This window comes from Alphaproteobacteria bacterium HT1-32, from assembly GCA_009649675.1.
Classification (GTDB): Bacteria; Pseudomonadota; Alphaproteobacteria; order Rhodospirillales; family HT1-32; genus HT1-32.
This window is the reverse complement of record WJPL01000002.1, coordinates 97182-119351: the sequence shown is the minus strand read 5'-3', so window position 1 is coordinate 119351 and position 22170 is coordinate 97182. Positions and strand designations below refer to the sequence as shown.

Below are 22170 nucleotides of genomic sequence, written 5' to 3'. Positions count from 1 at the left end.
TTGTTATCGCGCCACCTTGTTACTCGGCGGCTGCACTCAGAGTAATGGCTTCCTTGCGGAAAACACGCAGTCCCAGTTCCGGGCGGAACCCATGGATTTCCTTGACGTCCAGCGCCCGCATGTAATCCAGAATTTCGGTGCTGACGACCTGCCCCGGCACCAGAATCGGGAAACCCGGCGGATAGGGAATAATGAAGGTCGCGCAGACCACATCCTCACCGGCGGCAATGATCTGATCAATCTCGTCCGTGAACGGATCGAGGTAATCACAGGCCTCCTCGTCATAGGCCAGGAAGTAGGCATCCCGGATACGGCCTTCCGGCGTCGGGCTGGACGGATCGCTGCGGAAGAAATCGTGGAACCGACTGAAATCCGGCAGCGACGGCAGGTCTTCAGTCAGGGATTTCACCCGTTTCTCACGGGCCCGCAATTCCGGGCGGCTGAGCGAATCAAGCTGCTCGTCCATCTCCTGTGCGATCTTGACCAGAACCTCAATCAGATAAGCGACCGAACTGCGGGTCGTCCCGATATTGGTCATGAACAGAACCGTATTGCGTGACGTCTTGTTGATCTGGATACCGTACTTATCCATCAGCTGTTCGTTCTTGAAGGTATCCCCGTCAAGCCCCGTACTTCCGACATAAAGTGTCAGACGGGTCGCATCGAGGACGAACTCGTCATCCGACCAGGCCTCGAAAAAAGATGTCCAGCCATGGTCCGGATCATAATAGGATTCGATGCCGCTATCGCGATATTGCTCCGGAATCAGGTCCTTCACCGTCAGGAACCGGAAATGCCGGCGCAGTAACGGGTTGGTCTGGATCTGCTCGCGCAGCACCATTGCCATCTCAACCTGTTTGGAGACCAGCTCGAAGCCTTCCAGTTCCACCTGCCGTCGCCCGACATCAAGTGAAGCGACAATCTGGTAGTTCGGAGACGTCGATGTATGGGTCATATAGGCTTCGTGCAGCGAATCTTCGACCTTTGAGCGGAAATCCTGATCATTCACATGCAGCATTGAGCCCTGACGCAGGGAAGTCAGCGTCTTGTGGGTTGATTGCGTGACATAAACCCGAACCCGCGCCTTGTCCGGATCCGGTATCAGCCGGTTTTCCATACAGGCCGCATCGTCAGACAGGTCAACTTCCTTGGCGAAGGTCTCATACGACTGCCGATAGGCATCAGATTTGAACTTGACCCGCAGACGGTTCGCCGTGGCCATCCCTGTGCGCTTGCGATAGGTCGGGCCAGACCGGGCGAAGGCAAACCACGCTTCATCCCACAGGAAGACAAGGTCCGGCTTGATCGCCAGGCATTCTTCCATGACCCGCTCGACATTGTAGACAAGACCATCAAAGGTACAGTTGGTCAGCAGCAGCATCCGCACACGATGCAGCTTGCCCGCTGCCCGCAGTTTCAGCAGCTGATGCTTGATTTCTTTCAGCGGCACCGCGCCATACATCGAATATTCGCTGAGCGGATAGGAATCCAGATAGACCACCTCGGCACCGCCCAGAACCATGCCGTAATGGTGCGATTTATGGCAATCGCGGTCGATCAGAACGATATCCCCCGGCCGCACAACCGCCTGGACGACAATCTTGTTCGCGGTCGAGGTGCCGTTTGTGCAGAAAAAGGTTTTCTGCGCACCGAAGGCCCGCGCCGCCAGTTCCTGTGCCTTCTTGATCGGCCCGTGCGGATCAAGCAGCGAGTCCAGCCCGCCGGATGTCGCGGAAGTCTCCGCCAGAAAGATATTCATGCCGTAGAACCGGCCCATATCCTGAATCCAGTTGGATTTGGTAATGGACTTGCCACGACTGATCGGCATCGCATGGAACACACCTGTCGGCTGGCGCGAATATTCCTGCAGGGCGGTAAAGAACGGCGTCTGATAACGCTCGTTGATACCGCGCAGAATGTTCAGGTGAAGTTCGGTCAGGTCTTCCTGTTGATAGAATACCCGCCGGACATTTTTCGGTGCCCGGGTTGCAACGCTTTCAACGGATGCATCCGTAACCAGATAGATATCCAGTTCAGGCCGGAGATCACCGATGATTTTAGCCAGCATCGGCCCGCGATCCATCGGCGCAATGTCTTCCAGATCACCGGTCGAGACCCGCCACAGCTCACGCTGGACCGGGTCCAGCGCATTGCGCGATTTGAACGGAAAGCCGTAACGGATGGTAACCGCCTGAATGTTGTAATTCAGCAGGACCGCAATCAGCGCATCCTCGAATGTCGGTACAACAAGGCTTTCGTAAATAAACCGGTCCTCATTGCGGCGCATATCCCGCAGACCGTGCCGAAGGCGGGCCTCTTCACCCACGGACATCTGGTCAACAACAAGACTTTCGAAATAAGGCCGCCCGAAAGCCGTCTCATGGCTGCTGATTTCCTGATCATCCGCCTCTGTCATTTCATCGGGCGAATGCAGGGAAATTTCGCGATGCCGGTAGGCGTTGGACACCAGCGCCCGCACAATCCGGGCCGCCTGATGCGCCAGCAGATCGTAGTCACCACGATCATACTGGCGTTTCAGATGACCAAAGGTCTCTTTCCCGGGGAAGGCAAAGTACATCTCGATGGGTTCGAGCGTATCAAACGCTTCCTCGACCGACTTCTGGGCCTTGACCAGATCCTTCTTGGTAGCCTTCTTCTCGTTCAGCCTCTGGGCATAGTATTTCAACTGATTCCAGGTATCCGCCCGTAACTGGGAGGCGTTGTAATATTTGCTGAGCGACTTCTGGCCCACTGGAACGGGCAAAGTCCTGTCGTCGTTCATGTTCCGGTTTCCCCCTGAGGATGGATTGGAAAGTCCACTATTTCAGCAACGTCTGTAATCGCCGGTTGTTCCGACGCTTTTGGTTCCAGCGCCCCGACACCGGCTTTCGATCCGCGTACCGGCATGGCCAGCGGGCCAAGGGTACCGAGATAGGGATGCTGCGGCAGAGCGCGGTCATAGACCGGAAACTCGACCTTGCGGTCCCGGAAGCTCTTCAACGGCTGGCCAAGTCCGCGCAGCCCGGTTTCCCGCTCCCGCCGGACCCGCGCCAGATCGACTTCCACAGGAATAATTTCCGGTCCGCCGCCCGATTCATAAAGGATATGACCGCTTGGGTCGGCAATGAAGGAACGTCCTACACCACCGGCGCCAATACCGTTGATATCAATCATATAGCACTGGTTCATGGCGGCAGACGCCCGGCAGATCGCCCGCTCTACATCCCGGTCGATGGTGTTTGTCAGGGTCGGGTGGAGAATCACTTCCGCACCCATGGAGACAAGCGTCCGCGTGGTTTCCGGAAACCACATGTCATAACAGATGGAGACCCCGAAACGGCCCACATCCGGCACATCAAAAACAAGGAAGTCCTTGCCCGAATCCACGTCCTGTTCATAAGGCGCAAAGGGGAAAAGCTTGCGATGACGTCCAATAACCGTGCCCGTAGGATCAATCACACTGGCGGTATTATAGACAGACTCACCGTCACGCTCGAACATCGAGCCCGGGACAAGCCAGATACCGTGTCGCGCCGCCATTTCACAGAACGCAGCCTCTGCCGGTCCGGGCAAAGTCTGAATATTGTGCATCAGCGGTCCGAAGGGCGCCAGTTCACTGAACATGACCATCTGCACCCACGGGAACCGGGCCATCGCGATATCGATCTGTGCACTCATCGCCTCAAGATTGCTCTCGGTGGCGGATACGTGCATCTGAACGCCGGCAATGGCGAAAGGTATCATTCAAAGATCTCCTGGATCAGTATGAAAAAAGTCCCCCCTCCGGGGACTATAGCACCCGGAGGGGGGACTTGTACAAATCACGCAGCGGCTGCGCGGGCCGTGATGTCGGCAATGACACCTTCGAGAATGGTCATACCTTCATCGATAATCGCATCGGATGCGGTCAGCGGCATCATCAGTCGCAATGCGTTACCATACATGCCGCAACTCAGCAGAATCAGGCCGCGGCTGAGTGCTTCCGTCACAATCGCCTTGGTCAGCACCGGATCCGGCTTGCGGGTCAGGCTGTCGGTCACGAACTCAACAGCAATCATGGCACCAAGTCCGCGAACATCACCCACGACATCAAGGCCATGACTGACCGCGAATGTGGAAAGACGATTACGCAGCCATTCACCGATATAGAGGCTCCGCTCCAGCAGGCCTTCTGCTGCGATGGCTTCAATAGCGCCCAGTGCCGCGGCACAGGCAACCGGATTACCACCATAGGTACCGCCAAGTCCGCCCGGGTCAACCGCATCCATGATATCGGCACGACCAATCACACCGGACAGCGGATAACCGCCGGCAAGGCTTTTGGCGACTGTGATGAGATCCGGCACAACGCCCGAATGCTCAATCGCGAACCATTTGCCGGTACGACCAAAACCTGACTGAACTTCATCCGCGATCAGCAGAATGCCATGGCGGTCACAGATCTCGCGCAGCGCCCGCAGGAATTCAAACGGCACCGGGTAATATCCGCCCTCACCCTGCACGGGCTCGATGATCATGCAGGCAACACGGTTGGCCTGTGCGTCCGTCATCATCAGACGGTCCAGCGCGACCAGCGCATCAGCGACTGAAATCCCCGCCTTGTCGTTGGGGAACGGCGCCCGGAAGATATCTGCCGGGAACGGGCCAAAGTCCTTCTTGTAGGGATAGACCTTCCCGGTCATGCCCAGCGTCATCATGGTCCGGCCGTGATAGCCGCCATCAAACGCAATAACCCCGGTACGACCGGTTGCCGCACGCGCAATCTTCACCGCATTCTCGACCGCTTCACTTCCGGTCGTCAGGAAGATGGTCTTCTTGGCAAAATCACCCGGCGCCAGGCCGTTCAGCGTCTCCGCCAGCGCGATATAGCTTTCATAAGGAACAACCTGAAAGCTGGTGTGAGTGAAGCGTTCTTCCTGTTCCTTCGCCCGCCCCACAACAGTGGGATGGCAATGTCCGGTATTCAGCACAGCAATACCACCGGCGAAGTCGATATAGCGTTTGCCTTCGACATCCCACAGTTCTGCATTGAATGCGCGGTCTGCATAAATACTGCAGGCATTTGCGACGCCGCGCGGGACAGCAGCCTCGCGCCTTGCATGGAGTGACTGGTTCGTATTCATGATCGTTATTCCCGTCCGTAAATGATAATTCCGGCACCTATCCCGGATGAGCAGAATTTAATGATATCCAAAATACTTAACAATCCAATTCACTGATAAGTGAAAAAATCTGTTGCTGACTGTGCTTTTCTGGATACATTATTTTTCATTGTTAAATATACTGAACAGTTGAAATGCGCGAAGTCGGTCACAGAATCAAGGTCTTACGGAAACGGCTCGGTCTGTCGCAGCGGGAACTGGCAAAACGGGCCGGACTGACCAATGCGACCATCTCCCTGATCGAGCGCTCCCAGATGAGTCCCTCCGTCGCCTCCCTGAAAAAAATTCTCGACTCGCTTGGCGTCACCATGACGGAATTTTTCTCCGGCAGAGCCCTGTTTGATGACCAGATCTTCTTCACAGCGGGGGAGCTGACTGAAATCGGCGAGAACGGTGTTTCGTTCCGGCAGGTAGGGCAGGATCTGGACGGTCGGGCCCTGCAAATACTGCATGAAGTCTATCAGCCCGGCTCCGATACCGGCGAATCGCTCTACACCCATACGGCCGAGGAATCAGGCGTCATCGTCCGCGGGCATATCGAAATCACCGTCGGCGCGGAAACCCGCCGCCTTGGTCCCGGCGATGCCTATTATTTTGACAGCCGGTTGCCCCACCGGTTCAGAAATACCGATGATGAGGAATGTGAAATTGTCAGTGCCTGCACGCCGCCGACATTCTGAACCTGCCAGGCCTGAGAAGCGATGACAGATCAACCGAGAGACTGGCTGGGGCGTCCACATCTGGACTGGTCGCCGGATGGCACCCCCCGGTCGCTTGATCACGACGACATCTATTATTCCCCGGAAGATGGCCTCGCCGAATCCCGGCATGTTTTTCTGGATGCTGTCGGCGGGCCCGTCCTCTGGAACACCCGCCGCCACACCGTCATTGCCGAAACAGGTTTCGGCACCGGTCTGAATTTTCTGGCAACCTGGCAGGCATGGCGGGCAACCCGGAAGCCTGGCCAGCATCTGACCTTCATCTCGGTCGAGGGTTATCCGCTGGCTGCTGAAGATTTGCACCGCGCTCATGCCGTCTGGCCGGAATTACAGAACCTGTCATCGGAACTGACCACAGCCCTGCCCCCTGCGGTTCCGGGATTTCATGCCGTCGACCTTTCCGACAATCTCCGTCTGCTACTGCTTTACGGCAATGCCGGGCAAGTACTGAGCCAGCTCGATGCGCAGGTGAATGCCTGGTATCTCGACGGCTTTGCCCCGGCCCGCAATGCCGACCTCTGGTCAGACGGGGTGATGACGGAAATCCGGCGGCTGTCCGCCCCCGGTGCAATTCTCGCGACCTTCACGGCTGCCGGTGCAGTCCGTCGCACTTTGTCTGCTCTCGGATTCGACGTTATCAAAGCTCCCGGCTTTGGCCGCAAGCGGGAACGCATCACGGCAACCCTGCCCGGCACGCCTTCGCAAACCACCGGTACGGCAAGCCCGGTTATCCTTGGCAACGGTATCGCCGGACGTTTGCTGCACCGGGCGCTGCGTCGCCTTGGCGTTGAAGCCCGCATCGTCGCCCCCGGACCAGACCGCACTACCGGAGGCTCCGAAAACCCGCTGCCCATGGTGACACCCCGGCTGACACTGGACCACGGTGCCTACGGCCTTCTGCAAGACCAGACCTATCTCCGGGCCCTGCGTTTCTATGACAGCCTGGTATCCGGACCGGAAGATATCTGGCTTGCCCCACGCGGCGCACTGGCTGTTGCCCGTGAGGCAGAAGATGCCGAACGACAGAAACGCCAGATTGCCTTTGCAAACTGGCCCTGCTCACTGGCACGCCTTCTCTCGCCGGATGAAGCACGGGCCCTTGCCGGGCGGGACCTTCCCTACGGCGCCATATCATTCCCGTCAGGCGGCGGGCTGAACAAACGGACCCTGATTGATACTCTCTGGTCAGAAGCGGAGATCCTGTGGCCCGCTTCCGCCGTCAGCGTTGAAGGTGATGCGGGCCACTGGTCAATCCGGGACAGTAACGGCCTGCTGGCTGAAACCGACTGTCTGATTATTGCAGCCGGACCTCTCAGCACCGACTTCGTTCCGATGCTTCGTCCGGCAACCGCACGGGTTCTCGGTCAGGTCGATTTTATCCGCCGCGAAAACCGTGGCCCCGCTCTCACCTTCGGCTCTTACCTGTCACCGTCTGTTGTCGGTGAGCATGGCGAGAGGATCGCCGCCCTTGGCGCAACCTTTAACCGCGAGGCCGCTTTTCAGCCGGGAGAAACGGTGCCCACAGATTCCGAAACTGCCACGAATTTTCGTCTGCTCTCGGAACGCCTGTTTGGACAGGAAGCCAAACCGACGGCAACCAACCCTTGGGCGGCCTGGCGGCTGACAACCCGCGACCGGCTTCCGTTCGTCGGCGGCATGGGCAAAGGCCGCTTCATCATGACCGGCCTGGGGTCACGCGGTTTCACCTATGCGCCGCTGCTGGCCGACATGCTGGCCGCTGTGATTGCCGGTGCGCCAATACCGGTCCGGCGCGATATCACAGATGCGATCGCCCCGAACCGGTTTGCGCATCTGGTCTAGCGATCCAGCATTCCGCTTGCTTTGGTAAAGAAATCTTCAGCGCCGAAATTCCCGGATTTCAGGGCCAGCGCCACACCCGGCTCACCCATCGACAAGGTCCAGGGCACACCCGGATCAATTTCCGGCCCGATCTGCAGGGACTTGACCTTCAGGGCGCTGACAACCGCTCCCGATGTCTCTCCGCCCGCCACGACCAGCCGGCTGATTCCGGATTCCACCAGCCCGCGGGCAATATCTGCCATCAGGTCTTCAATCAGGGCACCGGCCTTTTCCCGGCCAAAGGCTTCCTGTGCACGGCCCACCTCTGCCGGATCCGCACTGGAATAAATCAGTACGGGATCAGCACCGCCGTTCGACAATGCCCAGTCGGTGAATGTGGCTGCTGTTTCACTGCCATCGGCGACCCGGAACGGATCAATGCGGCGCGATGGAATGCCCGCTTCCTGAACCACCTCAATCTGGCGGCGGGTTGCCTGCGAACAGCTGCCGGCAAGGTAAATGGCACGGCCCTGAGGGGCCGCAAATCCGCTTGTCTGGTCCGCTGCCAGCAATCCCCGGCGACGGAAATTCTCCGGCAGTCCCATGGCGATGCCGGAACCACCTGTCACCAGCTTCATGCCATCAAGCGCACGCCCGGTATCCATCAGATGCCGGTCGCTGATTGCATCCGTGATCGCAACAGCAACACCTTTTGATTTCAGGTCAGCAAAGCGTGCTGCAATTTTTTCAGCACCAGCATCGACAGCATCATAGTCCACCAGACCAACCCGGCCGGACATCTGGCGCCCCAGCACACTGACAAGATTGGAATCGGTCATCGGGGTCAGCGGGTGATGCTGCATCGGGCTGTCGCTCAGCAACTGATCACCGACAAACAGATGGCCCTTGAAAATGGTGCGCCCGTTTGTCGGGAAAGCCGGGCAGGCAATGGTGAAGTCACAACCAAGACGCTGCATCAGGGCTTCCGTTACCGGACCGATATTGCCGTCATCTGTCGAATCGAAGGTTGAACAATATTTGAAGATGATCTGTTCAGCTCCTGCCGCCAGCAGCACCTCAAGGGAGGCCAGTGACTGCGCGACTGCCTCTGCCGCCGGAATGGTACGTGATTTCAGGGCAACGACCACCGCCTCGCAATCCGGCATCTCATCAACAGAGTTTGGGACACCAATCGTCTGCACCACCCGCATCCCGCTTCGGGACAATGTCAGTGCGAGATCTGTCGCCCCGGTAAAATCATCAGCAATACATCCAAGCAGCATTAACCGTTCCTTTGAATCCTCAAGACCTGATATTCAATTAGCAGAGCAATCAGGACACATCCATTAATGTCGACATCAGAAAAACGGGAGGCGGGCACCACAGCCCCATGCGGAATTGCCCGCCTCGCCGGGAAAGACCGGCAGATCGGGAGAACTGCCGGAGACCTTCATTGCCGGACTGCAAATTCTGATGCGCGATGCATCTTGCAACCTGACAGAAAATAATGTATGCGTTATTGCATACCTCGTCAACAACAGATACTCGACCCCGAACTGGAGCAGATCATGACTACATCACCGTCCTTCCGCATCGCGGTATTTAACGGAGACGGCATTGGACCGGAAATCACAACGCCCTGCCTTGATATCTTGCGGGCGGCACAATCCAGCGTCGGCGGCTTCGATCTGTCTTTCGAAGAACTGCCGGCAGGTGCCGGCTGTTACCGGGACACCGGCGAGGCACTGCCGAAAGCATCCATGGATACCGCACGCGCTGCCGATGCCATCCTGCTCTCAGCCATGGGTCTGCCGGAAATCAGACTGCCGGACGGCACTGAAATCCAGCCGCAACTCGACCTGCGTTTTGAACTCGACCTGTATGCCGGCCTACGTCCCATCCGGGCCATTCCCGGCGTGCCCGTCGCTCTTGCCGACCCCCGTGCGCGGGACATTGATTTCATGCTGGTTCGTGAATCCACCGAAGGGTTGTTTGCCTCCGTCGGGAAAAGTGTCGTCACCGCTGATGAAGCCCGCGACACTATGGTTATCACCCGCCACACAACCTCGCGGCTGTGTGAACAGGCATTTGCCCTGGCGGAAAAACGCAAGCAGGCAGGCCGTCCCGGCAAGCTGACCTGTGTCGACAAGGCGAATGTCTTTGGCTCCATGGCCTTTTTCCGCAGCGTCTTCATGGATGCAGCGGCCAACCACAAGGATATTACTCCGCTGACCGCCTATGTTGATGCCACGGCCCTGACCCTGGTTCAGAAACCCTGGGATCTTGATGTTCTGGTTACGGAAAACATGTTTGGCGATATCCTGTCCGATCTGGCCGCCGGTCTTATCGGTGGTATGGGCTATGCGCCTTCCGCTGATATCGGTGACGAACATGCGGTCTTCCAGCCCTGCCATGGCAGCGCGCCTGACATTGCCGGCAAGGGCCTCGCGAACCCGACAGCCATGTTCCTGTCCGGTGCGATGATGCTGGAATGGCTGGCGGAAAAGCATGACGTCCCGGCATTGGGCGCGGCTGGTGCCCTGATCCGTGAAGCCGTCGACAGCGCTTTTGCCGGCGGGAAACTGGTTACCCCGGAAGTGGGTGGCAAAGCCGGAACCGCAGATGTGACTGCCGCCGTACTGGCAGAGATCAGCCGCCTCGGTAAAATGGCATCCGCTGCACAGTAACAGGACAGCAATGTTAACCGGAACCGGACAGCAGTTATGATGAAGGTCGCCTGTATAGGTGCGGGTTATTTCGCCCGTTTTCATCATGACGGCTGGTCCCGGATGGCCGGTGTCGAGTTTACCGCGATCTGTGATGCCGATATCGCGAAGGCCGAGGCCAGCGCCAGAGAATTTGGTGCGTCCCGGGTCTTTGCCGATATCGACAGCCTGATCGCGGAGACCCGGCCTGACCTGATTGATATCGCAACGCCACCGGCCACCCATCTGCCGATCATCCGGACCTGTATCGACCACAATATTCCGGTGATCTGTCAGAAACCGTTCTGTGGCGGACTGGCAGGTGCGGAAGATGCCGTCAGGCTATCTGAAAACTCCGGCGTGCCCGTCATCGTGCATGAAAACTTCCGTTTCCAGCCCTGGTTTGTCGAGGCTGAACGCCAGCTTGCAGCGGGTGCGGTCGGCCAGCCATATCAGGTGACGTTCCGTCTGCGCCCCGGTGATGGCCGGGGCCCCGATGCCTATCTTGACCGCCAGCCCTATTTCCAGCAGATGGAACGCTTTCTGATACATGAGACGGCGGTACATATCATTGATGTTTTCCGCTTTCTGCTGGGGCCAGTAACCGCCGTCACCGCACATCTCACCCGCCTTAACCCGGCAATCGCCGGCGAAGATGCAGGCTTCATCCTGTTCGACTTCGCTTCCGGCGCCCGCGGCCTGTTTGACGGCAACCGGCTGTCCAGTCACGCCGCCGAAAACCGCCGTCGGACCATGGGTGAAATGTGGCTGGAGGGATCAGAGGCCGTTTTGCAGCTTGATGGAGATGGCGGTCTCAGCCTGCGGCCGCATGACAGCAACAACCCCGCCACCATAGACTATGACTGGCAGGACAGCGGGTTTGCCGGAGACTGCGTCTATAAACTGCAACGCCATGTGATTGACGCTCTGGCTGGCGGAACACGCCCTGCCAACACCGCCCGCGACTATCTGACAAATCTCAGACTGGTCGAGGCGGTCTATCAGTCCAGTGCCGAGGGGCGGCGGATTGAGATCAACTGACCAGATCAGTTTTCTGGCAGCGGAATGAATTCTTCCGCGTCACCCGGCACCTTCGGGAAACGCCCGGCCTTCCAGTCGGATTTCGCCTGCTCCAGACGTTCTTCGGAACTCGATACGAAATTCCACCAGATATGCCGCTTGCCCTGCAGGGTCGCACCGCCCAGCAACATCACGCGACTGTCGGCCTTTGCAGAAATCTCGACCGGCACTGCCTCCCTGAAGACGATCATATTGCCGCTGCCGAAAGTCTGGCCGTCGATCTCGACCGAGCCTTCAACGACAAAGGCTGCCCGCTCAGCATGTTCAACCGGCACGTCAATCTGTGCGCCTGCCGTCATTTCCAGATGCAGATAGAACATCGGGGACTCACCCTTCACCGGTGATTCCTCACCAAAGGCCGTCCCGGCAATCAGCCGCATCTCGACACCCTCGCGGCTGATCTTCGGGATGGTCTCTGCCGGGTGATGCCGGAACGACGGCTCCATCTCTTCCTTTTCCAGCGGCAGGGCAATCCAGGTCTGAATACCATGCATCCGGTTGACGCTGTTCAGGACGTCATCTGTCACCCGCTCAGAATGGACAATTCCCCGACCAGCCGTCATCCAGTTCACGGCCCCCGGCCGGATCGGCTGTTCAGACCCCAGACTGTCACGATGAAGGATCTCGCCTTCAAACAGGTAGGTTACCGTCGCCAGACCGATATGCGGATGCGGGCGGACATTGATCGCCTCACCCGCAGGAAATTCAGCCGGTCCCATTTCATCGAAAAAGATAAAGGGGCCGACCAGCCGCCGCTTCGCATAAGGCAGTATCCGCTGGACTTCAAACCCGCCGAGATCCCGGCGACGCCCGGTTATGACCATGTCGATCATCTCATTCCTCATCATCCCGCCCCTTGCTGTCTGTTATCCGCTCACCCGGCAAACCGGGCAATCTTAACCCCTGCCTTGTCGAGACGTGTACGCACAACCTCTGCCATGCGAACGGCATCCGGCGAATCACCGTGGACACAGACCGTCTCCACCGAAACCGGAACCTTCACGCCATTGATTGAGGTGATGCAGCCACTGTCGATCACCGCCAGCACGTTATCCGCTGCCTTGTCCGGGTCATGAATCACCGCCCCCGGTTTGCCGCGCGAGACCAGCGTCGCGTCATCATTATAGGCCCGGTCGGCATAGATTTCGCTAACACAGGGCTGTCCCACCTTGCGTGCCGCCCGCTCTAGTGCCGTCGCGGCAATTGCGACAAACATCAGCTTCGGGTCCAGCGCCTGAACCGCCCTGATGCAGGTTTCCGCCATCGCATCATCCTCGCTGGTCATATTGCCCAGCGCCCCGTGGATCTTCACATGGGTAACGTCACCACCTGCGGCACGGGCAATCGCCTGCAACGCGCCCACCTGATACAGCATCATGGCCTGCAACTCGTCCGAAGGAATGCCGAGAATACGGCGGCGGCCAAAGCCCTGCAGATCCTGAAAACCGGGATGCGCGCCGATGGCGACATTCTTTGCGACCGCCATTTCCACGGTCCGCCGCATTTCCAGCGGATCACCGCCATGAAACCCGCAGGCCACATTGGCACTGGTGACGATACCCAGCATCGCCGCATCATCCCCCATCCGCCAGGCACCATAACTCTCACCGAGGTCGGAATTCAGGTCGATCATCGCAGTCATCAGATGTCCTCCGGCTTTTGCGTGTCGCGCTCTGCAACCACGCCGTCGATTAGATTATAGGATAGCAGATCCGGGATATCGCGGGGATCACGGATCAATGGTCTGGCAGATGATCGAACCCGTCCCAGCATTGTTGTCATCTGTCGCAACGCCTCCAGCGCCTCGTCCTCCTCAATTGCCCTGAACAGAACTTCCGTGCCGGGACGAAGCTGGGCGAAGGCGGGAATATCCGCGCTGATGATCGTCGCAATCCGGGGGTATCCCCCGGTTGGCTGACGATCCGCCATCAGGGCAATCGGCCGGCCATTACCCGGCACCTGAAGATCACCAAGCACCACAGAATCAGAAATCGCGACCAGCCCGCTGTCGGTACGGATGGGGTCCGCACCGGTTTCCAGCCGGACCCCCATGCGATCCATTGAGGCAGATATCCGGAACCGGGTTTCCGTGAAACGTGACCGTTCCTCCGCCGGGAACAGATGGGCCTGCGCCCCCCAGAGAACGCGGATCACCGTCGCATTGAAGTAATCTGCGGGTGGCAGGATCATCGGGTTGTCCGGCAGATGGTCACTATCCCCGACCGGCAGTCTGTCACCGGCCTTCAGAGGCCGTCCCTCGACCCCGCCGATTCCGGCACGCGGCTGTGTGGCACGGGACCCCAGAACAGGCGGGACATCAAAACCACCGCCAACGGACAGATAACCGTAATTGCCTTCAAGGCAGGGGCCGATATCAAGCACCTGCCCTTCCTGAAGACGAAACACCGTTCGCCATTTTACCGGCGCAGCATCAACCGACACCCGGAAAAGTGCCCCGGTCAGCGCGATCCATACCGGACCGCCGGAAGCTGTAAATCTGCCACCGGTTCCGACCATCTCGATCGCCGCGCAATCTGAAGAGTTACCGAGCAGGCCCTGCCCTTCAGCCAGCGCCCGACGGTCCATGGCCCCGCCCGCTGAAACCCCGCAGGCCAGATAGCCGGGACGCCCCCGGTCCTGAAGGGTGAGCGATGGGCCACAGGAAATGATATCCAGCCGGCGGGCCGTCACGACATCACCTCCGGCTCAAATGGCAGGCCACCTTCTGCAACCACCTCGTCAAACTTCCGGTAAGCGACCTCATCAACCGGCTCGAATCGCAATTCATCACCTGCCTCGATCAGAAAAGCCGGATCACGTTTCAGGTCAAAGGTACGAAAGGGTGTGCGCCCGATTGTCCGCCAGCCGGTAGGAATTGTCGTTGAGCAGACCACCGATTGGCGGATTGCGACGGAAACCGATCCCGGCGGCACCGACGGTTTGATCTCCTGCAACCGCGGCAGGGCAAACATATCCGGCAGCAGCCCGGTATAGAGATGCCCCGGCGCAAACCCCACCATGAAGACCCGCTGGTCCGTCGCCCCATGCCCCGCGATGATTTCCTGTTCACCGCACCCCGCCGCATCGGCAATGCCCGCCAGGTCCGGGCCGTGCTTACCACCGTAAATTACCGGCAGGCGCCAGCGTCTGCGGCCCGGCGGAGGCGGCGCTGCCAGCCAGTCCTGTTCGCCGAGCAGGTCTTCCAGCCGCTTGCGAAGGTCAGCCGGAGAGACTTCAAGAGGGTCGAAATTGATCAGAACCGAGCGATTTGTTGCCGCCGTTTCCGACACATGTTCAATGGCTGCGTCACGCAGCCGGGCATTGAAGGCAATCGCGGCATTGTTGATCACCGGGTCCAGCTCATCACCGAATTCAACAATCAGTGCGCAGTCGCCCGCACTGCGAAACAGCGGCGTCTCATAAGCCCCGTCAGATCGGGAAATTGATTTGGGTGTAGCCATGGATCAGGATCGTAGCATGCAGGACGTTACTGCCAACCGCTTCATATGTACGGACCAATTGACACTCGCCAAATCCGGCAATAACAAAGATACTATGTGAAATAGACACTCCGGAGGAAACAGGAACATGTCACACACACTCGAAGATTTCGCCGCCACCTGCAAAGCCGCTCTTACCGCCGACCCCGGTCCGAAGGGGCGCGAGAAAGTGGTTGAGGCCCTCCAGCCGGTGTTGACCGACAGTGCCTTTGTCGAAAAATGGCTTGGCCGCCCGGATCAGGAAGAACGCGAGGTTCTGTATGAAGATCCGGATCTCGGTTTCTGCATCTGTGCCCATGTCTATCGCGGACCGAAGAACAGCCATCCGCACGATCATGGCCCAAGCTGGGCAATCTACGGCCAGGCGGTTGGCCAGACGGAAATGACGGACTGGGAAAAGATCTCTGCACCTGCAGGCGACAAACCCGGCAAGGTCCGTGCCGGCAAGATCTACAACCTCAACCCCGGCGATGCCTATCTGTATAACGAGGGTGATCTTCACTCCCCCCGCCGCGATACGGAAACCCGACTGATCCGTATCGAAGGCATGAATATGTCCAAGGTCAAACGCGACAAATACGAAGTCGCCTGATCCGAAACCCCGGACAGCCGCAGGCCGGTTGTCCGGGGGCTTCTCCCCACCTGATTTTTCATCCATTTCTATCGAAAACCCTGAACGACTCAGGCCCGGACAGAGTTATCCACTGATTTCGTGGCTGCTCTCATTGCTCCCCCTGTCCGGCTGACCGATAAACACCGCATGGAGTCGTCGCACGACAAATACGGGGTGCTGAAGGAAGTCTTCGGCTATGACCGGTTTCGCCCCGGTCAGGAAGAGGTCGTGGATGCACTGATCGCCGGGCGCAACATGCTCGCCGTCATGCCGACCGGTGCCGGTAAATCACTGTGCTATCAGGTGCCTGCACTGGTGCGCGGCGGGCTGGCTATTGTGGTATCGCCACTGGTCGCCCTGATGCAGGATCAGGTCGCTGCCCTGCAACTGGCCGGCGTCCCGGCAGAAGCCATTCATTCCGGTCAGGACCGTTCTGTTAACGTCGCGATCTGGCGGCGGGTTGCCGCCGGTGAAGTTCCCATCCTTTACCTGGCCCCCGAACGGCTGATGACGGAACGGATGATGTCCGCCCTGTCCCGTCTTGATGTCCGGCTGATTGCGATTGACGAAGCCCACTGCATTTCACAATGGGGTCCGGCCTTCCGCCCGGAATATGAAGCCCTGTCGCAGCTGCGCGAAGTCTTCCCGGAAACGCCTATCGCCGCCATGACCGCGACCGCCGACAGCGCCACCCGCGACGACATCTCCCACAAACTGTTCGGCAATACAGGCGACAGTGTGGTGACCGGGTTTGACCGGCCGAATATCCATCTGACGGTTGAACTTAAGCGCGACTGGAAACGGCAGTTGCTCGACTTCCTCAGCCGTCATGAGGGGGAAAGCGGCATCGTCTACTGCCTGTCCCGCCGCAAGACCGACGAGACCGCCGCCTATCTGAACGACCGTGGCATCCCCGCCGTCGCCTATCATGCCGGTATGGACAAACAGGACCGTGCGGCCAGCCATGAACGGTTCATCAATGACCCGGCGGTTGTCGTGGTTGCCACCATCGCTTTCGGCATGGGCATCGACAAACCGGATGTGCGCTTCGTCTTCCATACGGATATCCCCGGCAGTGTCGAAGCCTATTATCAGGAAATCGGCCGCGCCGGCCGCGATGGCGAACCGTCGGAAGTCTGCATGCTCTACGGCCTTGATGATATCCGCATGCGCCGGATGTTCATTGAAGATGAAGACAGCGATGACGACCGGCGCAACCGCGAGCACAAGCGCCTTGATGCGCTGATCGCCTATTGTGAAGCGCCGGAATGTCGCCGTCGTGCCCTGCTTGCCTATTTCGGCGACCAGACCGGGGCCTGCGGCAATTGCGATGTTTGCCAGAACCCGGTCGAGCTTGCCGACGGCACAGCAGAAGCCCGGATGGCACTGTCAACGGTCGCCCTGACCGGACAAAGATTTGGGGCGGCACAGATCATCGATATCCTGCGTGGCGCAAAGACTGAGAAAATGGCATCCTTCGGCCATGACCAGCTGGTAACCTTCGGCAAGGGCCATCATCACAGCAAGGAGGTCTGGCGCTCCATTGTCCGCCAGCTTGTCTCCGCCGGGTATATGAACATCGATATTCAGGGCTATGGCGGCCTGAAACTCACGGCCTCTGCCCAGCCACTGCTGAAGGGCGAAGGCTCGTTCCGGTACAGGCCCGACATTTCTATCCCGAAGGGCAAAAGCAGTGCCGCCAAATCACGGGCAGCTGCCATCAGTCAGGATCTGACCCCGGAACAGGACGCCATGCTGGCCCGGCTCAAAGATCTCCGCCGTCAGCTGGCATCCGCCAAGAATGTCCCGCCTTATCTGATCTTTGCAGACCGGTCGCTGGTCGATATGGCCATCCGCCAGCCTGCCAACCGCAGCGAATTTGCCGCTGTCCACGGTGTCGGCGAGGCGAAACTGCGCGACCTGGCCGATACCTTCCTGTCGGAGATCAATGGTTAGCCCTCTGCCGGAATGATTGTGCGGGATCGGAAAACGGGGGTAGGCTGAGTGCTGTTCACCGCAACCATGATGACCGGATAATGACCACCAGCCCGCCAGACAACCGCCGCCGTCTCCGCAGTCAGGACTGGTGGGATAACAGCGCCGATCCCGGTATGACCGCGCTCTATCTCGAACGCTATCTCAATTATGGCCTGACATCAGAAGAACTGCGCTCCGGCAAACCGATCATCGGCATTGCCCAGACCGGCAGCGACCTGGCGCCCTGCAACCGCCACCATATTGATCTGGCGGAACGTACCCGCGCCGGTATTCGCGATGCCGGCGGCATTCCCTTTGAATTTCCGGTCCACCCTATTCAGGAAACCGGCAAACGCCCCACCGCGGCGCTGGACCGCAATCTTGCCTATATCGGTCTGGTCGAGGTGCTCTATGGCTATCCGCTCGACGGTGTGGTGCTGACTACCGGCTGCGACAAGACGACACCAGCCTGCCTGATGGCAGCAGCGACGGTCAATATCCCGGCCATCGTGCTGTCTGGCGGGCCAATGCTCGACGGCTGGTGGCAGGGTCGCATGGTTGGTTCCGGCACGGTGATCTGGGAAGCCCGCTCCCTGCTGGCCAAGGGCGAGATCGATTATGATACCTTCATCGAAATGGCGGCGGCCTCCGCCCCCTCTATCGGCCACTGCAATTCAATGGGGACCGCCCTGTCGATGAACAGCCTGGCCGAGGCGCTGGGCATGTCGCTGCCCGGCTGTGCCTCCATTCCGGCCCCTTATCGTGAACGTGGCCAGATGGCCTACCGCACCGGCCAGCGTATCGTCGATCTGGTGCAGGAGGACATCCGCCCGACCGATATTCTGACGCCAGCTGCCTTCCGCAATGCGGTTGCAGTTGCCACAGCCATCGGAGCATCGAGCAACTGTCCGCCACATCTGACCGCCATCGCCCGCCATGCCGGGGTCACACACGGTCTGGAGGACTGGCAGCGCGACGGGGCAGACCTGCCCCTGATCGTCAATTGCATGCCCTCCGGCAAATATCTGGGGGAAGGCTTTCACCGCGCCGGAGGCGTACCCTCTGTTATGGCGGAACTGATGCGCGCCGGCCATGTCGACGGGGGTGCGCTCACCGTCAGCGGCCAGACCGTCGCCCATAACCTCCGCGATGCACCCGCGCCGGACGGCGATGTCATCCATACCGTGGCCCGCCCGATCCGGGAACATGCCGGCTATATCGTGCTGACCGGTAATCTGTTCGACGAGGCCGTGCTGAAGACCTCCGTCATCAGTGCTGATTTTGAAGCGCGCTACCTCTCCACCCCCGGCTCGGAAGGTATTCTGGAAGGCCGTGCCGCCGTGTTTGAGGGACCGGAAGATTATCACGCCCGCATCAACGATCCCGCCCTGAATATCGGTGAAGACTCGATCCTCGTCATCCGCAACTGCGGCCCTGTCGGCTATCCCGGCTCTGCCGAAGTCGTTAACATGCAGCCACCTGATGCGCTGATCCGCCGTGGCATCCTGGAACTGCCCTGCATCGGCGACGGCCGCCAGAGCGGCACCTCCGGCAGCCCCTCAATTCTCAACGCCTCCCCGGAATCCGCCGTCGGCGGCGGCCTCGCCCTCCTTCAAACCGGCGACCGCATCCGCATCGACATCCCGGCCCGCCGGGCCGACATGCTGGTCGATGAATCAGAACTGGAAGAACGACGCACTAAATGGGTTGCAACCTACCCCGAAGATCAGACCCCCTGGCAACAGATTTACCGGGGCATGGTCGGCCAGTTGAACACCGGCGGCTGCCTGGAACCCGCGACGGCTTTTCTGGATATCGTGAGGACGAAGCCCGGACTGCGGCATTCGCATTGAGCAATGCTCCCCTCATCCTGAGGAACGCCCGCAGGGCGTGTCTCGAAGGATCAATGAAAACCGCTGACTTCGAGACGGAGCGCCACCCTTCGAGACGGCGCTCCGCGCCTCCTCAGGATGAGGAGGCGATGCGTCAGGGGCGATGCCTGATCAGCCTTCGGCCAGCCGTTCGTCGAGGAAGTCGAGGCGGTCCTGGCCCCAGAAGCGTTCGCCGTTATAGATATAGGTGGGGGTGCCGAAGACGCCGTGGGTGATGGCTTCTTCGTGGCTGGCTTTCCAGTCGGCTTTGATCTGGTCGGATTCGCCCTTGGCGACCAGCATCGCGCCATCCATGCCGAGACCGTCAGCAACCGCCTGACGGACTTCCGGCAGACGGACATCCTTTTCTTCTGACCAGAGGGCATGCAGCAAGGCGTGGCTGAGGGTGAGGGCGTCGAGGCCAAGCTGGTCGGCGGCCATCACCATGCGGGCAGAGAACTGCGGGTCCGAGGGGTAATATTTCGGACGCAGCACCAGCGGCATATCGAGCCGCTTGCGCCAGCGATCCAGTTCCAGCTCATGATAACTACGACGCGGATCCGGGCGGGTCAGCAGCGGGATACCGCCGTTTTCCTGCACGATGGTCGTCGGGCGCAGAATGACATCAAGGTCATACTTTTCCACCAGCTTGTGAAAGCGCGGACCGCCCAGATAGGCCCAGGGCGAGGAAAGGGAATGGAAATAGATGACGGTCTTCTTGGTCATGATTCAGGCCTTCTCAGATGGAGTGGACATTTCCCCGGCAGACGCCGGGTCATAAAGGTGACAGGCAACCGCCCGGCCATCCCCCATCTCGGTCCAGGCCGGATAGGTACGGCGGCAGAGATCAGTGGCATGGGGACAGCGGGGATGGAAGTGACAGCCGGATGGCGGATTGGAGGCAGAGGGCACCTCACCTTCCAGCCGGGCAAGGGTGCGGCCAACGGTCGGATCGGGCACCGGTGAGGCAGCGCGCAGGGCCTTGGTATAGGGATGCAGCGGTTCGTCAAAGATACCGGGCACTGCACCAACCTCGACAATGCGACCGAGATACATCACCGCAAGGCGCTGACAGAAATAGCGGACGACACCCAGATCATGCGAAATGAACAGGAAACCCAGACCCCGCTTTTCCAGCAGGTTGCGCATCAGGTCGAGTACCTGCGCCTGAATGGAGACATCCAGTGCCGAGACCGGCTCATCCGCCACGATAAATTCCGGATCGACGGAAAGGGCACGGGCAATCGCAATTCGCTGACGCTGACCGCCGGAAAATTCATGCGGATAACGGCTGGCCGCATCTGCCGGCAGACCGACCTCCGCCAGCAGTTCGCTCACCCGTGCCGGAATGTCCCCGGACGGCGTAATGCCATGTACTTTCAGCGGTTCCCCCAGAATGCGACCGACAGTCATCTTCGGGTTCAGGGAGGAATAGGGATCCTGAAATATCATCTGCATGCGACGGCGCAGATGCCGGAGGCTGCGACGCGACTGGTCTGCGATTTCCTCACCCTCAAAGGTGATGCTGCCCTCATCCGGGTCGATCAGCCGCAAGGCCAGTCGCCCGACCGTTGATTTCCCGCAGCCGGATTCGCCAACCAGCCCAAAGGCCTCGCCCCGCTCTACCGTGAAGGAGACACCGTCAACGGCGCGGACAACGCTGATTTCAGCCCCGAAGGGACCACGGCGGGTCTCGAAGAACTTGCGGAGGTCATGAATTTCAAGCAGGGCAGTCATGCGGTCTGCCCCCCGGCCCGGACCCAGCAGGCCGCAATATGGCTGCCCCCCTCACCCACAGGCATCAGCGGCGGGGCGGATTCGGTGCAGCGTGCCTCGGCATAGGCGCAGCGTGCGGCGAAGCGGCAGCCCACAGGCATCCGGTCAATCGACGGTACCGTGCCGGTAATCGGCACCACCGCCTCAATATCCCGGTCAGGCCGGGGGATAGAGCGGATCAGCGCCTCGGTATAGGGATGGACGGGGTTGGCGAACAGTTCCTCAACGCCCGCGGTCTCGACCATGTCACCGGCATACATTACCGCCACCCGGTCCGCGACGGCGGCGACCACGCCCAGACTGTGGGTAATCAGGATCATGCCCATGCCCTTGGCGGCTTTCAAGTCGGCCAGCAGGGCCAGAACCTGCGCCTGAATGGTGACATCCAGCGCCGTCGTCGGCTCGTCCGCCAGCAGCAGGTCCGGATCGCAGGCCAGCGCCATGGCAATCACCACACGCTGGCGCATACCGCCGGAAAATTCATGCGGATAGTCGTCGACCCGCTTGTCCGCAGACGGAATGCCAACCTGATCCAGCAGTTCGATCACCGCTGGCCGCGCCTCAGCCAGGGAAAGTCCGCGATGAAACATCATCGGCTCGGCGATCTGGAGACCAATCGGCAATACCGGGTTCAGGGCGGTCATCGGCTCCTGAAAGATCATCGCCATGCGGTTGCCGCGCAGTGACTGCATTTCCTCTTCCGACAGGCCCATCAGGTCCTGACCGTTCAGCGTCACCTGATCCGCTGTCAGACGGCAGCCGGTCTCCGGCAGCAGACGCATCAGCGACATCACGGTGATGCTTTTGCCACAACCGGATTCACCGACAATCGCCAGTGTCTCATTACGATCGACAGAAAAGGACAGGTTGCGAATGGCGGAATGCCACTGGCCACCCAGCCGGAATTCGGTTGTCAGTCCCTCGACACGAAGCAGCGGGGCTTGTGCGGTATCCGGATCAGCCACGT

At 59.5% G+C, this 22170-nt stretch carries 18 protein-coding genes; 7 read left to right on the top strand and 11 right to left on the bottom strand.

The window, feature by feature from the left end; all coding sequences use genetic code 11:
- Positions 1-19: 19 nt before the first annotated feature.
- The 3 genes from GH722_12105 to gabT all read right to left on the bottom strand — a co-directional run bounded on the left by GH722_12105 (position 20) and on the right by gabT (position 5123).
- Positions 20-2782: an ornithine decarboxylase gene (locus tag GH722_12105; protein ID MRG72503.1), complete on the bottom strand. Its 2763-nt coding sequence runs from the start codon at positions 2780-2782 to the stop codon at positions 20-22.
- Positions 2779-3744 (bottom strand): carbon-nitrogen hydrolase family protein, encoded by a 966-nt coding sequence (locus tag GH722_12100; protein MRG72502.1) that lies wholly within the window; start codon positions 3742-3744, stop codon positions 2779-2781. The genes GH722_12105 and GH722_12100 overlap by 4 nt, the downstream gene beginning before the upstream one ends.
- Before the next feature lie 77 nt (positions 3745-3821).
- A complete protein-coding gene (gabT, locus tag GH722_12095) occupies positions 3822-5123 on the bottom strand; it encodes a 4-aminobutyrate--2-oxoglutarate transaminase (GenBank protein MRG72501.1) in 1302 nt (433 codons plus the stop codon).
- A 173-nt stretch (positions 5124-5296) separates the two neighbouring features.
- Between gabT and GH722_12090 the strand changes: the two genes are divergently transcribed.
- Together GH722_12090 and mnmD are read left to right on the top strand one after the other, a co-directional pair.
- Positions 5297-5842: a cupin domain-containing protein gene (locus tag GH722_12090; protein ID MRG72500.1), complete on the top strand. Its 546-nt coding sequence runs from the start codon at positions 5297-5299 to the stop codon at positions 5840-5842.
- A gap of 21 nt (positions 5843-5863) precedes the next feature.
- Complete coding sequence (gene mnmD / locus GH722_12085; GenBank protein MRG72499.1) at positions 5864-7702, top strand: tRNA (5-methylaminomethyl-2-thiouridine)(34)-methyltransferase MnmD; 1839 nt, start codon at positions 5864-5866, stop codon at positions 7700-7702.
- Here mnmD and GH722_12080 read toward each other — a convergent pair.
- Positions 7699-8964, bottom strand: a complete 1266-nt coding sequence (locus tag GH722_12080) for a hypothetical protein (GenBank protein ID MRG72498.1) — start codon at positions 8962-8964, stop codon at positions 7699-7701. The two genes, mnmD and GH722_12080, sit on opposite strands and share 4 nt — an antisense overlap.
- Positions 8965-9249: 285 nt before the next feature.
- Here GH722_12080 and GH722_12075 point away from each other — a divergent pair, with 285 nt between their 5' ends.
- Positions 9250-10368, top strand: coding sequence for an isocitrate/isopropylmalate dehydrogenase family protein (locus GH722_12075; GenBank protein ID MRG72497.1), 1119 nt, complete (start codon positions 9250-9252; stop codon positions 10366-10368).
- Between the two features lie 36 nt (positions 10369-10404).
- Entirely contained in the window at positions 10405-11427 is a 1023-nt protein-coding gene (locus GH722_12070; protein MRG72496.1) for a gfo/Idh/MocA family oxidoreductase, read from the top strand.
- Positions 11428-11432: 5 nt separating this feature from the next.
- Here the strand turns inward: GH722_12070 and GH722_12065 are convergent, their stop codons facing one another.
- The 4 genes from GH722_12065 to GH722_12050 are packed head-to-tail and all read right to left on the bottom strand — an operon-like array spanning position 11433 to position 14927.
- A complete protein-coding gene (locus GH722_12065; GenBank protein ID MRG72495.1) occupies positions 11433-12314 on the bottom strand; it encodes a pirin family protein in 882 nt (293 codons plus the stop codon).
- A 26-nt stretch (positions 12315-12340) separates the two neighbouring features.
- A complete protein-coding gene (gene pxpA / locus GH722_12060; protein MRG72494.1) occupies positions 12341-13108 on the bottom strand; it encodes a 5-oxoprolinase subunit PxpA in 768 nt (255 codons plus the stop codon).
- Positions 13108-14157 (bottom strand): 5-oxoprolinase/urea amidolyase family protein, encoded by a 1050-nt coding sequence (locus tag GH722_12055; protein MRG72493.1) that lies wholly within the window; start codon positions 14155-14157, stop codon positions 13108-13110. The genes pxpA and GH722_12055 overlap by 1 nt, the downstream gene beginning before the upstream one ends.
- Positions 14154-14927 carry a carboxyltransferase domain-containing protein gene (locus GH722_12050; GenBank protein MRG72492.1) on the bottom strand — a complete coding sequence of 258 codons (774 nt, stop codon included), beginning with the start codon at positions 14925-14927 and terminating at the stop codon, positions 14154-14156. The genes GH722_12055 and GH722_12050 overlap by 4 nt, the downstream gene beginning before the upstream one ends.
- Before the next feature lie 127 nt (positions 14928-15054).
- Between GH722_12050 and GH722_12045 the strand changes: the two genes are divergently transcribed.
- The 3 genes from GH722_12045 (at position 15055) to GH722_12035 (ending at position 19409) form a co-directional block, all read left to right on the top strand.
- Positions 15055-15558: a hypothetical protein gene (locus tag GH722_12045; GenBank protein MRG72491.1), complete on the top strand. Its 504-nt coding sequence runs from the start codon at positions 15055-15057 to the stop codon at positions 15556-15558.
- Positions 15559-15726: 168 nt separating this feature from the next.
- The gene (gene recQ / locus GH722_12040) at positions 15727-17535 is read left to right on the top strand and encodes a DNA helicase RecQ (GenBank protein ID MRG72490.1); all 1809 of its coding nucleotides are present in this window, start codon (positions 15727-15729) and stop codon (positions 17533-17535) included.
- Positions 17536-17615: 80 nt separating this feature from the next.
- Positions 17616-19409 (top strand): dihydroxy-acid dehydratase, encoded by a 1794-nt coding sequence (locus tag GH722_12035; GenBank protein MRG72489.1) that lies wholly within the window; start codon positions 17616-17618, stop codon positions 19407-19409.
- 150 nt (positions 19410-19559) lie between these two features.
- On the opposite strand, the gene GH722_12030 is transcribed toward GH722_12035, so the two are convergent.
- Genes GH722_12030 through GH722_12020 form a run of 3 tightly spaced genes read right to left on the bottom strand, consistent with a single transcriptional unit; the run spans position 19560 to position 22168 of the window.
- Complete coding sequence (locus GH722_12030) at positions 19560-20153, bottom strand: 2-hydroxychromene-2-carboxylate isomerase (GenBank protein ID MRG72488.1); 594 nt, start codon at positions 20151-20153, stop codon at positions 19560-19562.
- Positions 20154-20156: 3 nt separating this feature from the next.
- Positions 20157-21164 (bottom strand): ATP-binding cassette domain-containing protein, encoded by a 1008-nt coding sequence (locus tag GH722_12025; protein ID MRG72487.1) that lies wholly within the window; start codon positions 21162-21164, stop codon positions 20157-20159.
- On the bottom strand, positions 21161-22168 hold the full coding sequence (locus GH722_12020) for an ATP-binding cassette domain-containing protein (protein ID MRG72486.1): 1008 nt from the start codon (positions 22166-22168) through the stop codon (positions 21161-21163). The genes GH722_12025 and GH722_12020 overlap by 4 nt, the downstream gene beginning before the upstream one ends.
- Between the last annotated feature and the right edge of the window lie 2 nt (positions 22169-22170).

Excerpts from the sequence above, each read along its gene's own strand:
- GH722_12035 (MRG72489.1), top strand. The coding sequence starts at position 17,616 with ATGACCACCAGCCCGCCAGACAACCGCCGCCGTCTCCGCAGTCAGGAC.
- GH722_12045 (MRG72491.1), top strand. The coding sequence starts at position 15,055 with ATGTCACACACACTCGAAGATTTCGCCGCCACCTGCAAAGCCGCTCTT.
- GH722_12065 (MRG72495.1), bottom strand. The coding sequence starts at position 12,314 with ATGATGAGGAATGAGATGATCGACATGGTCATAACCGGGCGTCGCCGG.
- GH722_12080 (MRG72498.1), bottom strand. The coding sequence starts at position 8,964 with ATGCTGCTTGGATGTATTGCTGATGATTTTACCGGGGCGACAGATCTC.
- GH722_12090 (MRG72500.1), top strand. The coding sequence starts at position 5,297 with ATGCGCGAAGTCGGTCACAGAATCAAGGTCTTACGGAAACGGCTCGGT.
- GH722_12050 (MRG72492.1), bottom strand. The coding sequence starts at position 14,927 with ATGGCTACACCCAAATCAATTTCCCGATCTGACGGGGCTTATGAGACG.
- pxpA (MRG72494.1), bottom strand. The coding sequence starts at position 13,108 with ATGACTGCGATGATCGACCTGAATTCCGACCTCGGTGAGAGTTATGGT.
- mnmD (MRG72499.1), top strand. The coding sequence starts at position 5,864 with ATGACAGATCAACCGAGAGACTGGCTGGGGCGTCCACATCTGGACTGG.
- GH722_12105 (MRG72503.1), bottom strand. The coding sequence starts at position 2,782 with ATGAACGACGACAGGACTTTGCCCGTTCCAGTGGGCCAGAAGTCGCTC.
- gabT (MRG72501.1), bottom strand. The coding sequence starts at position 5,123 with ATGAATACGAACCAGTCACTCCATGCAAGGCGCGAGGCTGCTGTCCCG.
- recQ (MRG72490.1), top strand. The coding sequence starts at position 15,727 with ATGGAGTCGTCGCACGACAAATACGGGGTGCTGAAGGAAGTCTTCGGC.
- GH722_12030 (MRG72488.1), bottom strand. The coding sequence starts at position 20,153 with ATGACCAAGAAGACCGTCATCTATTTCCATTCCCTTTCCTCGCCCTGG.
- GH722_12025 (MRG72487.1), bottom strand. The coding sequence starts at position 21,164 with ATGACTGCCCTGCTTGAAATTCATGACCTCCGCAAGTTCTTCGAGACC.
- GH722_12070 (MRG72496.1), top strand. The coding sequence starts at position 10,405 with ATGATGAAGGTCGCCTGTATAGGTGCGGGTTATTTCGCCCGTTTTCAT.
- GH722_12100 (MRG72502.1), bottom strand. The coding sequence starts at position 3,744 with ATGATACCTTTCGCCATTGCCGGCGTTCAGATGCACGTATCCGCCACC.
- GH722_12075 (MRG72497.1), top strand. The coding sequence starts at position 9,250 with ATGACTACATCACCGTCCTTCCGCATCGCGGTATTTAACGGAGACGGC.